Source organism: Neorhizobium sp. BETTINA12A (genome assembly GCF_023006485.1).
Taxonomy (GTDB): Bacteria; Pseudomonadota; Alphaproteobacteria; order Rhizobiales; family Rhizobiaceae; genus Neorhizobium.
In genome coordinates, this window is sequence record NZ_JALBGW010000157.1 from 1 (window position 1) to 11,038 (window position 11,038).

Sequence of the window (11,038 nt, forward strand, 5' to 3'; positions counted from 1 at the left end):
AGCTGCCGGCGGGGCGGCAGGCGCGGGCTTGGCCGGCGGGGTATAGCTGGCCGGGGTCAGGTCGGTGACGCGGCCGTCCGTATAGGGCTTGTAGGGATTGTGTGCGGCAACAAATTCCGCCGTCACGTCGGCGAGGTCCGGGCCGTAGTCATAGGCGTTCTTGCCGCCGGTCTTGAAGATGGCGTAGCCATCGCCGCCTGCGCGCATGAAATTGTTGGTGGCGACGCCGTAGGTCTTGGCCGGGTCGATCGGTACGAACTTGTCGCCTTCCTTGACCTGCACGTCGCTGACCTTGGCTCCGGCCGGCTTCGACTTGTCGAAGGAATATTTGAGACCCGCGACCTGCGGGAAACGGCCTGCGCCATCGTCGATCTGGCTGACGCCGTTTTCGAGCGCCTTGACGACATCGGCACCGGTGAGCTGGAAGGTCGCGAGCGTGTTCTGGAAGGGCAGGACGCTGACGACTTCACCCTGGGTGACTTCGCCGGCATCGATCGAAGCGCGCAAGCCGCCGCCGTTCTGGATAGCGATGGTGATGCCCTGGCCCTTGGTGCGGTCAAGTATGGCGTCGGCGACGAGGTTGCCCATCGAGCATTCCTTGGCGCGGCAGACGCGGCGGTCGCCGTCGATCACGCCGTCGGAAGCGCCGACGACCTTCTTTTTCATGTCCTCGATCGGCTTCTTCAGCTCGGCAACCCGAGCCAGAAAGGCCGGATCGGGCGTGATCGACTTATCCATCAGTATCGGCTCGCCTTCGGCCGACTTCACGACGCCGCTGTCGTCGAAGACGATTTTGATGTCGCCGAGATATTTCGAATACTGGAAAGCCTGGACTACCGGAACCTTGTAGCCGCCCGGATTGTCCGACCAGGTCGGGTAGGGGCCTTCGGCACCCTTGGCCACATTCGAGAGCAGCGTGTGGGTGTGGCCGCCGACGACGACGTCGACATCCGGGATCTTGGCGATCATCGCGAGGTCGCGCGGATAACCGACATGGGTCAGCGCGATGATCTTGTCGACGCCTTGAGCCTTCAGGCCCTGAACGGCTTCGGTGATCTTGGCGACGTCGTCTGCAATGGTGATGTTCGGGCCGGGATTGGCGATCTCGGCGGTGTCGTTGGTGACGGCGCCGACGATGCCGATCTTCTGGCCGCCGACGGTCAGCACCAGCGACGGCTTGATGCGGTTGCCGATCTTGGCGGCGGCGCTCGGAACGACGTTGGCGGTAACGACCGGGAACTGGATCTTATCGAGGAAGGTAGCAAGCACGTCGTCGCTGTCGTCGAATTCATGGTTGCCGACGGTCATCGCGTCGAACTTCATGGCGTTCAGCGCTTCGGCTTCGGCCGCACCCTTATAGGTCGTGTAGAAGAGGGAACCCTGAAAGTTGTCGCCGGCGTTCAAGAGGATGACGTTCTTGTTCTCAGCCTTCAGCGCGTCGCGCGTCTGGTTGATCGCGGTCAGCAGCCGGGCCGCGCCGCCGAAGCAGACGCCCTTGCCTTCATCCTCGGCCGAGCAGGTGGAATCCGTCGCATTGATGGATTCAAGACGCGAATGGAAGTCGTTGATGTGCAGGATATTGAGTTCGAAATCGGCAAATGCCGCGCCGCTCGAAAGAGCCATGACCGACGCAGTCAGCAGCCCGAACCCCAATGTCTTCTTCATCTGATCTCTCCTCTTTCTTAATTCGGCCGGCTGTGCCGCCCTTTTTATCTGTTCTAGTTTTTCAATGTGACAACCATTCCGGCGGGCATGTTTTCATCAACCGATGGTGGGTTCAAGGGAAATGTGACAGTGGCGCATTGGGAAATGAATGCGCGCAAAACGCGAAAACCCCGCCGGAGCGGGGTCGCGATGTGCGGTCGAGGATGCGTCGCCTCAGCTACGGCGGGCGAGCGAGAACTGGGCGCCGCTATCTAGCGTGCAGTTGAGCTGGTTCGGGTTGGCAAGCATGCAGGCGACGCGTGATTGACGAGGCTGGTTAGCACGCGCGAACGACGTCATGTTGATTTCGACAAGGGTCGGCGAAACATTGACGTAAGTGCCCGAGGCCATAAGCACGTTGCTGTCGCTGGAGCGGGTGGTGAACGTGCCAGCCTGGAACGAGGAGACGATGCCGGTCGGATCGACCCAGCTGCCTTCGACGCCCTGCGGCTGCACGGCCGCCATCTGTTGAGGCGGAGGGGACGAAACGCAGGCGGTCAAGCTGGCTGCGGCGATGAGCGCAAAGCTCACTTTAAATTTCATGATCAGTCTCCCGCGATTCGGTCCGGCTTCGGTTGGCAAACCTTGCCGCCATCGCCCTATGTAACGCAAGATGTGGCCTTGAAAAGGCAAGAGCTTTCAACATGCAAAAAACCGCCTGCGGTGAGGCAGGCGGTTTCCATTGTGTTTTATCGGATCAACGAACCCGTTCGCGAAGTCAGCGAACCCGTTCGCGAGATTAGCGAACCAGGATGTTCTTGAACTGCCACGGATCCTTGGTGTCGATGTCTTCCGGGAAGAGGCCCGGGCGGCCGTCGAGCGGGGTCCAGTCGGTGTAGTGACCTTCGACCGGGCCGAGATAAGGCAGCTGCACTTCGAGGCAGCGCTTGTAGTCGATCTCGTCTGCTTCGACGATGCCGGCCGTCGGGTTTTCGAGCGCCCAGACCATGCCCGAGAGAACCGCGGAGGTCACCTGCAGGCCGGTGGCATTCTGGTAGGGCGCGATGCGGCGGGTTTCTTCGAGCGACAGGCGCGAACCGAACCAGTAGGCGTTCTTCTCGTGGCCGTAGAGCAGCACGCCGAGTTCGTCGATGCCGTCCTCCAGCTCGTCCTCGTCGAGAACGTGGTGGACCGGCTGCGGAGTGCCGCCATTGCCGAACATCTCATGCAGCGACAGAACCGCGTCATTGGCCGGATGGTAGGCATAGTGGCAGGTCGGACGGAAGGTTACTTCGCCGTCCTTGTCGCGCACCGTGAAATAGTCGGCGATCGAGATCGATTCGTTATGGGTGACCAGGAAGCCATACTGCGGTCCGGGCGTCGGGCACCAGGAACGGACGCGGGTGTTGGCGCCCGGCTGTTCGAGATAGATGGCGGCCTTGTTGCCCTTCTTGTGCTTCTTGCCGTTCTTCGGCATCCACTCCTCATGCGTGCCCCAGCCGAGTTCGGCCGGCTGCATGCCTTCGGAGATGAAGCCTTCTACCGACCAGGTGTTCCAGAACACGTTGAGCGGCTTCGGGTGCTTGGTGCGCTGGGTGTCGCGTTCGGCGATGTGGACGCCCTTGACGCCGAGCTTCTTCATCAGCTTCGCCCAGCCTTCGCGGTCGTGCTGATCCGGCTCGTCGAATTTGAGGCCGGTGTCGTTGGCGAGGTTGACCAGCGCCTGCTTGACGAACCAGGAGACCATGCCCGGGTTGGCGCCGCAGGTGGAAACGGCGGTCGCGCCGCCGGGGTTCTTCTTCTTTTCATGCCGAACGGTTTCGCGCAGCGCATAGTTGGTGCGCTCGGCATTCTTCATGTTCTTGTCGAAATAGAAGCCGAGCCAGGGCTCGACGACCGTGTCGATGTAGAGGACGTCGAGCTTGCGGCAGAGTTTCATCAGGTCGAGCGAACCGGTGTCGACCGAGAGGTTGACGCAGAAGCCCTGGCCTTCGCCAGCTGTCAGAAGCGGCTTCAGCAGGTCCTTGTAGTTGTCCTTGGTCACATATTCCTTGATGTGACGGACGCCGTGCTTCTTTAGGATCTCCATGTCGGAGGGTTCGTCGCGCGGGTCGATGACGACCATCCGGCTCTTGTCGAACTTGAAATGGCGTTCGATCAGCGGCAGCGTGCCACGGCCGATCGAGCCGAAACCGATCATCACGATCGGACCGGTGATTTCGCCATAAACCGGATAGGTAGTCTCTGACATGTCTTTCTCCTTGATCGCGGCCTTCTCGGGCCGCTGCCCCGCTTATTCGGCAGTGGAATGGAAATTTAAAGGCTGCACTCGGGCAATTCGCGGCGCTCTAGATCATAAAACTTCGTCACAATAAAGAGCCTGTCGATTTTCGGGGATGAATCGGTGGCGTTATTCGATTGCGCCGGGCGTGGCTGCGGATTTCCGGAGAGCTGCCGGGCTCGGCGCGAGCCCTGTATTCGGTCTGGGCCAAGGTCAGGGTTTTGATGCCGTACCCTGGTGGAAAACCATGCGCCAATTGCCGTCGGGGTCGAGGCGCCAGATGGAGCTTCGGTTGGTAAAAAACTGGCTGCCGTCGTCCTTGACGCGGGTGCCGCGATAGGTGGCGAGCGTGATCGTGTCGCTCAGCATCGTGGCGCTGAAATCCGAGATCGAAGTGTTGTCCGGTCCGGTCTCGGCGACGAGGTGGGTGACGATATCGTCGAACGTATAGGCGAGGCCGGAGCGGCCGAATTCGCGGAATTCCGGCGCCAGCAGTTCGCGCAGCTTTTGTTCGGAGCTGCGGACCTCGCGGCTCTGCAAGGCAAGCTCGAGCCCAAGCAGATGATCCGCGAGGGGTTTTAGCGCGGTCATCTATCGTCCAGCTCTCGCCATTTTTGCGGCGCGCGCGGCAGGGCGAGGGGCTTCCGCCGGAATCTCCGATCTCGCAGCCTGGGCGACAAGTTCGGCAGCGATCAGGCCGCGCAGAGAATTGCCGATGAAAAAGCGGCGGTTTTCGAGGTCGGCGAGGCGCAGGACCTGGCTTTTTGCCTTGCCCTCGCGGATCAGGTCGGCGCGCAGGATGCCCGGCAGGAGGCCGCTCGACAGTGCGGGGGTCAGCAGCGAGCCGTCCGACTGTTCGACGAAGACGTTGGTGATCGTGCCTTCGCAGACCTCGCCACGCTCGTTGAGAAGCAGAACCTCGTCCGCCTCTTCCGGTGTAAATTCGGCACGGGCAGCCTCGTAGAGCTCTCGCCGGGAGGTCTTGTGGCGATAGGTCGGGTCATCAGAGGGAAGCGTCGTCCTGGCGACCTGGATCCGCCAGAGCGTATCGGCGGGCAGAGGCGTGAACGGCGTGGTGGTGATCTCGATCTTGCCGCGATAGGTCATGACCAGCCGGACGCGGAGCGGCGTCTCGCTGGCGGCGGTGGCTGCTTGAAGCTGTTTCAGCGTATCCGCCGGCGGCTGGCGGAATCCCAATGCGTCCGCCGAGCGGCTGAGCCGGCGCAGATGCTGGTCCACTCGGAGCAAGCCGTTGCCCGGTTCCCAGCGCATTGTTTCGATCAGCGAGAAATCCATTGGTCGCCCACCGCAAAGCGTGCCTTCAGAAGGCACTCGTCATATTCGGCTTCCGCCTTCGAGTCGAAAACGATGCCGCCGCCGACATTGAAGACGGCTTTTTCGTCGTTGAAAAGCGTGATCGTGCGGATGGCCACCGAAAATCGCATCGGGCCTGCCGGATCGCACCAGCCGATGGCGCCGCAATAGACGTCGCGCGGCTCCCTTTCGAGATCGGCAAGGATGCGCATGGCCCACATTTTCGGCGCTCCGGTGATCGAGCCGCAGGGAAAGAGAGCCGCAAGGATGTCCGGAAAGCCGATTTCGGGCAACAGCTTTGCCCGCACGTGGCTCACCATCTGATGGACGGTCGGATAGGTTTCTATGTCGAACAACCTCGGAACCGACAGCGTGCCGACCTCGCTGACCACGGAGATGTCATTCCGCAGCAGGTCGACGATCATCCGGTTTTCGGCCAGCGTCTTCTCGTCGGCGAGCATTTCCGCGATGATCGATTCGTCTTCCTCTGCGGTCGCGCCACGCGGGGCGGTGCCCTTCATCGGATGGGTTTCGATGAAACGATCCGCATCGACCGAAAAGAACAGTTCGGGCGAACGCGACAGGATGACGGGGCCGCCGAGGTCGACGAATGCGCCGTAGCGCACCGGCTGGCGGGCGACGAGGGACCAGAAAGCGGAAAGCGGATCGCCGTGCCAGCGTGCTGCGACCGGCATGGTCAGGTTCGCCTGGTAACAGTCGCCGTTGCGCAGGTGCTGGTGAAGCCGGTCGAACCGTTCTTGGTAGGTCGCAAAATCCCAGCCGGCATGCGGTTCGCTGAGGAAGGAGCCCTGCGAAGAACCATCGTCCACGATCGTGCCGGGCGGTCCGGCGAGCGGATGTTTGTTGCCCGAGGGTTTGTCGAATATGCCCATGGCGATCAGCGGCGTCGGCCGGTCGTCGACGATCAGCGGCCGGAGCTTTTCCTCGAAGACGTAGCCTGTCTCATACGAGATATAGCCCGCCAGCCACTGACCGGCGAGGCGCGCCTCTTCCAGGCGCCGAAGTGCGGGCAGCACCTCGGCGGCAGTCCGGGCGATGACGATTTCCTTCGGCCGGTCGAAGACGAGGCTCCGGCCGGCGGGGTCGTCGCGAAAGAGCGCGAAGGGCGCTTTCTCATTCATGGCAATGTATTATGGGCATGGGCGTGCATTAAGGGAATGCCTCAAGCCTTGTCCAGAGCCTCCAGCTCGTCGATCAGACCTTCGATCATTGACAAGCCCTTGGACCAGAAGGACGGATCGGTCGCGTCGAGGCCGAATGGCTTCAGCAGTTCCGAGTGATGTTTGGTGCCGCCGGCCTTCAAAAGCTCGAAATACTTCTGCTGGAAGCCCGGAGCGGCATTCTGGTAGACCGCGTAGAGCGAGTTCACCAGGCAGTCGCCGAAGGCATAGGCATAGACATAGAAAGGCGAGTGGATGAAGTGGGGGATATAGGTCCACCAGCTTTCATAACCCTCCGATATCTTGATAGCCGGTCCCAGGCTCTCGCCCTGGACGGAAAGCCACAGTTCGCCGATCTGCTCGGCGGTCAACTCGCCTTCCTTGCGGGCGGAGTGGACCTTGCGCTCGAACTGGTAGAAGGCGATCTGGCGCACGACCGTATTGATCATGTCCTCGACCTTCTGGGCGAGCATGGCCTTGCGCTCGTGTTTGTCCGTGGTCTTTTCGAGCAGCGCGCGGAAGGTCAGCATCTCGCCGAAGACGGACGCGGTTTCGGCAAGCGTCAGCGGCGTCTGGCACATCAAGGCGCCCTGGTCGCCGGCCAGCACCTGGTGCACGCCGTGGCCGAGTTCGTGGGCCAAGGTCATCACGTCGCGCGGCTTGCCCATGTAGTTGACGAGCACGTAGGGGTGTGCAGACGGCACGGTCGGGTGCGCGAAGGCGCCCGGCGCCTTGCCTGGACGCACCGGCGCATCGATCCATTCCTCCTCGAAGAAGCGGCCGGCGATGTCGGCCATTTCGGGCGCGAAGCTGCGATAGGCGTCGAGCACGGTATCCTTCGCTTCGGTCCAGGAGATCAGCGCATTCGGGGTTTCCGGCAGCGGCGCGTTGCGGTCCCAGAAATTCAGCTGCTCCACGCCGAGCCATTTCGCCTTCATCGCGTAGTAGCGATGCGAGAGGCGCGGGTATGCCTGCTTTACGGCTTCGGCGAGCGCATCGACGACTTCGCGTTCGACACGGTTGGCGAGATGGCGACTGTCGGCGATGTCCTCGAAGCCGCGCCAGCGGTCGGAGATTTCCTTGTCCTTGGCGAGCGTATTGGTGATCAGGGTGAAGACGCGCAGGTTTTCGCCGAACGTTTTCGACAGGGCTGCGGCTGCCTTGGCGCGGGTCTCCGGCTGAGGCTCCTGCAGCATGTTGAGGGCGACCTCCAGCGGCAATTGCTCGCCGTCGACCTCGAAGCGAAGCTCGGCCATGGTCTCGTCGAAGAGGCGGTTGAAGGCGGCAGCAGAAGTCATCGACTTTTCGAGGAAGAGCTGTTCGAGCTTGTCTTCGAGCTGGAAGGGCTTGTCCTTCCTGAGGTCGACCAGCCACGGGCGGTAGTGGCCGGCCGCAGGGTCGCGGTCCATGCAGGCGTCCATCACCGCGTCGTCGATGCGGTTGAGTTCCAGCGCAAAGAACAGCAGGTGCGAGGAGAGGTCGGTCAGCTTCGCCTGCACGTCGCCGTAGAACTTGCCATTGGCAGGGCTCGACGTGTCGGAAAAATAGGTGAGGCCCGCGAACGAGCCGATCTTGCCGAGCAGATCGTCGAGCGCCTCATATTCCTTGAGCGCCTCGCCGATGCCGCCGGCGCCGGTCTTGGTCGCGGCTTCGGTAAGCTTGCCCTTCCACTTTTCCTCGAAGGCGATCGACAGTTTCTGGGCTTTCTCCATATCGGCGGTAAAAGCCGGGGCATCCTTGGCGGCATAGAGATCCGAAAGCTTCCAGACCGGCAGAAGACCGAGCGCCGGGTCGGAGGCGGCAGCGCCTGCGGCGGTTGCGGCCAGAATTTCGGGGAGGGCGGGGGCGGACATTCTCATCGCTTTTTTCCTTCTCAACCTGTTGCGTCTGTTTTCCTTGCCGGCCGTTAAAATGCAAGCTTTTCTCAAAAGGGGATGTTCAAGGCTTTCTGACACAACCAGCGGCATAACAGCCTAAAAGGGCCATGATGACCATTGCTGGGAGCCGAGCATGATTGCGCAAATCCTCGTTGTCGATGACGATCCTATTCAGCGTCGCCTGTTGAAAAATGCGGTGGAACGTTACGGCCATGTCGCCCATCTCGCCGAGAACGGCTTGGTGGCGCTGGAGTTCCTGAAGCGCACCGCGACCGACATCAATGTCATCGTGCTCGATCTGATGATGCCGGAAATGGATGGCCTCACCTTCCTTGCGGCGATCCGTGAACTCGGCGTCGAAACGCCAGTCATCGTCCAGACGGGACAGGGCAGCATCGAATACGTGGTGCAGGCCATGCGCGCCGGTGCCTTCGATTTCGTCGTCAAGCCGGTGTCGCCGGAACGGATCGGCGCCTCGATCTCCAATGCGCTGAAGCTCGACCAGAAGGAATCGAAGGCCCGCGTCGGCCGCCGCCATCGCGCCGGCGCCGTCGGTTTCGGCGATATCATCTCGGCAAGCCCCGACATGCTGCGGGTCATCGACCTCGCCCAGCGCGCCGCCCATTCCAACATCCCGGTGGTGCTGGAAGGTGAATCCGGCGTCGGCAAGGAAATGATCGCACGAGCTATCCAGTCGAACAGCGACCGGGCCGGCAAGCCGTTTATCACCGTCAACTGCGGCGCCATTCCGCACAATCTCGTGGAAAGCATCCTCTTCGGCCACGAGAAGGGCGCTTTCACAGGCGCTTCTGAAAAACATACCGGCAAATTCGTCGAAGCCGACGGCGGCACGCTTTTCCTCGACGAGATCGGCGATTTGCCGCTCGAAGTGCAGGTGAAGCTGTTGCGCGCCGTGCAGCAGGGCGAAGTCGAGACCGTCGGCGCCTCGAAGGTCCAGAAGGTCAGCGTCCGGCTCATCTCGGCCACCAACAAGGACCTGATCGAGGAGGTTCGGGCCGGCCGCTTCCGCGAAGACCTCTACTACCGACTCAACGTCTTCCCGATCACCATTCCGGCGCTGCGTCGCCGCAAGGAAGACATTCCGCATCTCGCCCGCGTCTTTGCCGAGCGGTTCTCGACCGAGCAGAAGCTCAACAGGACGCTATCGGTCGGCGCCGGCGCGTTGGCACTTCTGACGGCCTACGACTGGCCGGGCAATATCCGCCAGCTCGAAAATGCCGTGTTCCGGGCGGTGGTGCTTGCCGAGGGCGACGAACTTACCGAAGACGATTTTCCGCAGATCGCCGCGCAGATCCCGGAATTCCGGCAGGCGGAACTGGCGGCGACCGCCGTCATGCCCGCGCCGGGTGTCTTGTCCGATCACGCCATGCGCGAGGCGCTCGCCGATTCGCCGGTATTTGCCAATAACGACAAGGGGCGGGTCGGCAGGCCGGATGCGAAGGCGATGCTCGCCGCCGCTTATCCCCAGGAAAACGTCATCGTCAGTACCGACGACACGGGCGAAGTGAGGAAGCTTGCGGATGTCGAGGAGGAGCTGATCCGCTTCGCGCTGAAGTTCTATCGCGGCCAGATGAGCCAGGTTGCCCGCAAGCTCGGCATCGGACGCTCGACACTTTATCGTAAACTCAAGGATTACGGCATCGATCCGGATGATCCCCTGAAGGAAGCCGCGTAATTACTAATGTATTAGCGAGTGTTAACCTTCGCGCAAGGATGTCCTGTCAACGTCTGTCAATCTCTGATTAGTCAATTGTTGACTATACGGGAGAAGCTTGTACATGTGTGGCACATTTGCCATCGTGTCACCGCAATTGACAGTCATTTGAGGCAACGTGGGACGTTGTCGACAGGACGGGGATCGTTTTGCCGGATCAGTATGCAAAAGAAACGCCTTCGGGTGAGAAGGGGCGCGGCTGCAAAGTCGGGTTTTTTGCCGGCCTCACCAAATGCGTTACGGCCATCGCCCTGTTGGTGCTGATGGCTCTGCCTGTGCTTTCGGTCTCCGCAAGTGATGCCGCCGCACAGGAAAAGAGCCTCAAACTCTATTTCGTCCATACCGGCGAAAAGGCCGTCATCACCTTCAAGCGCAACGGCAAGTTCGATCCCAAGGGCCTCGCCCAGATCAACCAGTTCCTGCGCGACTGGCGCCGCAACGAGCCGGCCAGGATGGACCCGCGGCTCTTCGATCTCGTCTGGGAAGTCTATCGCCGTTCCGGCGCTTCCGACTATATCCATGTGGTTTCGGCCTATCGTTCTCCCACCACCAACAACATGCTGCGCACCCGTTCGCGCTACACCGGTGTCGCCAAGAACAGCCAGCACATGCTCGGCAAGGCCATGGACTTCTACATTCCGGGCGTGAAGCTTTCGACGCTGCGCGGGCTCGCCATGCAGATGCAGGTCGGCGGCGTCGGCTATTATCCGACTTCAGGTTCGCCCTTCGTGCATCTCGATGTCGGCGGCGTGCGCGCCTGGCCTCGGATGACGCGCCAGGAACTGGTGCAGATATTCCCGAACGGCAATACGATCCATCTTCCCGCCGACGGCAAGCCGCTTCCCGGCTACGAAGCGGCGATGGCGGATTACAAGCGGCGCGTCGGCTCCGATTCGATCCAGATCGCCAGCACCGCCGGTGCCGGCATCCGCGGCGACGGCTCGGAACGGAAGCGGCAGCCGAACCTGCTAGCCTTCCTGTTCGGCGGCGGCGGTGCCGACGAGGA

8 protein-coding genes and 2 pseudogenes are annotated in these 11,038 nt (G+C 61.6%); 3 read left to right on the forward strand and 7 right to left on the reverse strand.

Going from position 1 to position 11,038, the window contains the following annotated elements:
• The 7 genes from MOV61_RS24575 to MOV61_RS24605 form a co-directional block, all read right to left on the reverse strand.
• Window positions 1-1,665 (reverse strand): bifunctional UDP-sugar hydrolase/5'-nucleotidase (locus tag MOV61_RS24575; protein ID WP_247138471.1); only part of this gene is annotated, 1,665 nt, incomplete at its 3' end.
• A gap of 213 nt (window positions 1,666-1,878) precedes the next feature.
• Complete coding sequence (locus MOV61_RS24580; RefSeq protein WP_405029404.1) at window positions 1,879-2,250, reverse strand: hypothetical protein; 372 nt, start codon at window positions 2,248-2,250, stop codon at window positions 1,879-1,881.
• Between the two features lie 193 nt (window positions 2,251-2,443).
• Window positions 2,444-3,895 (reverse strand): homospermidine synthase, encoded by a 1,452-nt coding sequence (locus tag MOV61_RS24585; RefSeq protein ID WP_038545037.1) that lies wholly within the window; start codon window positions 3,893-3,895, stop codon window positions 2,444-2,446.
• Window positions 3,896-4,138: 243 nt separating this feature from the next.
• Window positions 4,139-4,516 carry a DUF4440 domain-containing protein gene (locus tag MOV61_RS24590; RefSeq protein WP_247138472.1) on the reverse strand — a complete coding sequence of 126 codons (378 nt, stop codon included), beginning with the start codon at window positions 4,514-4,516 and terminating at the stop codon, window positions 4,139-4,141.
• Window positions 4,517-5,221 (reverse strand): aminotransferase class IV family protein, encoded by a 705-nt coding sequence (locus MOV61_RS24595; RefSeq protein WP_247138473.1) that lies wholly within the window; start codon window positions 5,219-5,221, stop codon window positions 4,517-4,519.
• Window positions 5,206-6,381 (reverse strand): aminodeoxychorismate synthase component I, encoded by a 1,176-nt coding sequence (locus MOV61_RS24600; RefSeq protein ID WP_247138474.1) that lies wholly within the window; start codon window positions 6,379-6,381, stop codon window positions 5,206-5,208. Before MOV61_RS24600 ends, MOV61_RS24595 begins: the two co-directional genes overlap by 16 nt.
• A gap of 41 nt (window positions 6,382-6,422) precedes the next feature.
• On the reverse strand, window positions 6,423-8,279 hold the full coding sequence (locus MOV61_RS24605; protein WP_247138475.1) for a M3 family oligoendopeptidase: 1,857 nt from the start codon (window positions 8,277-8,279) through the stop codon (window positions 6,423-6,425).
• Between the two features lie 151 nt (window positions 8,280-8,430).
• Between MOV61_RS24605 and MOV61_RS24610 the strand changes: the two are divergent.
• The 3 genes and pseudogenes from MOV61_RS24610 to MOV61_RS24615 all read left to right on the forward strand — a co-directional run.
• Window positions 8,431-9,619, forward strand: a pseudogene (locus MOV61_RS24610) (sigma-54-dependent transcriptional regulator); the annotation flags it as partial.
• Window positions 9,620-9,816: 197 nt separating this feature from the next.
• Window positions 9,817-9,993 (forward strand): annotated as a pseudogene (locus MOV61_RS30620) (helix-turn-helix domain-containing protein); the annotation flags it as partial.
• A gap of 188 nt (window positions 9,994-10,181) precedes the next feature.
• The coding region (locus MOV61_RS24615; RefSeq protein ID WP_408962426.1) for a DUF882 domain-containing protein at window positions 10,182-11,038 on the forward strand (857 nt) is incomplete at its 3' end.

Bases quoted from the DNA above. Each gene is read 5' to 3' on its own strand.
- MOV61_RS24585 (WP_038545037.1), bottom strand. From the start codon at position 3,895: ATGTCAGAGACTACCTATCCGGTTTATGGCGAAATCACCGGTCCGATC.
- MOV61_RS24590 (WP_247138472.1), bottom strand. From the start codon at position 4,516: ATGACCGCGCTAAAACCCCTCGCGGATCATCTGCTTGGGCTCGAGCTT.
- MOV61_RS24595 (WP_247138473.1), bottom strand. From the start codon at position 5,221: ATGGATTTCTCGCTGATCGAAACAATGCGCTGGGAACCGGGCAACGGC.
- MOV61_RS24600 (WP_247138474.1), bottom strand. From the start codon at position 6,381: ATGAATGAGAAAGCGCCCTTCGCGCTCTTTCGCGACGACCCCGCCGGC.
- MOV61_RS24605 (WP_247138475.1), bottom strand. From the start codon at position 8,279: ATGAGAATGTCCGCCCCCGCCCTCCCCGAAATTCTGGCCGCAACCGCC.